This is a genomic window from Planktothrix paucivesiculata PCC 9631 (assembly GCF_900009265.2).
GTDB classification, from domain to species: domain Bacteria; phylum Cyanobacteriota; class Cyanobacteriia; order Cyanobacteriales; family Microcoleaceae; genus Planktothrix; species Planktothrix paucivesiculata.
The window spans coordinates 1-582 of record NZ_LR735124.1 but is presented as its reverse complement, the minus strand read 5'-3'; the positions used below and the strand labels follow the sequence as shown (position 1 = coordinate 582).

Here is a 582-nt window from a genome sequence, read left to right as displayed (position 1 = left end):
ATTCAATTCATCCAGCCTCCCTCTATTGGCGATTATTTGGTCTATATGTCCTAAGTTTCGTTTAATATATTGCAGTTGTTTTTTAATTGCATTTCGTCTTTTTTTCCGCGCAGGTCGGCGTTGTTTGGCTACTTCTAGGTAATCTTTTCTGGCCGTTTTTCGATAAGTTCTGGGTTTCTTCTCTGATTTATCCTGACGACTCTTATGCAAAATATCAAGGATTTTTTCCGTTTGTTCTCTGGCTTTATTTAAGATTTTTAAGTCCGTCGGATACGTGATATCAGCAGGCGCACAAGTGGCATCAGCTATTAATTTTCCTCGGTTTTTTCCCTGACTTCCTTCTTCAACTTCTGATGGATTTTCGGGGGCTGGCTCGGGACTTGCCTCTCGCATTCTCTTGACCATTACCCGATTGACTTTATTCACTAAATTTACATTGATTCTCGTCCGAAAGTGCACTAACATTGAGGCATCAAATGGAGCCTCGTTCCTGTATTCTGACAACCCGATAAAATACTGCAAGTAGGGATTTTCTTTGATTTGTTCTACTGTCTCTCTATCACTTATCCCTAATTTTTCTTT

The 582-nt window shown here is 39.7% G+C and carries 1 protein-coding gene; it reads right to left on the bottom strand.

What is annotated here, in order from left to right; all coding sequences use genetic code 11:
• A partial coding sequence (locus tag PL9631_RS25805) for a transposase (protein ID WP_197046537.1) occupies positions 1–582 on the bottom strand: 582 nt, incomplete at both ends.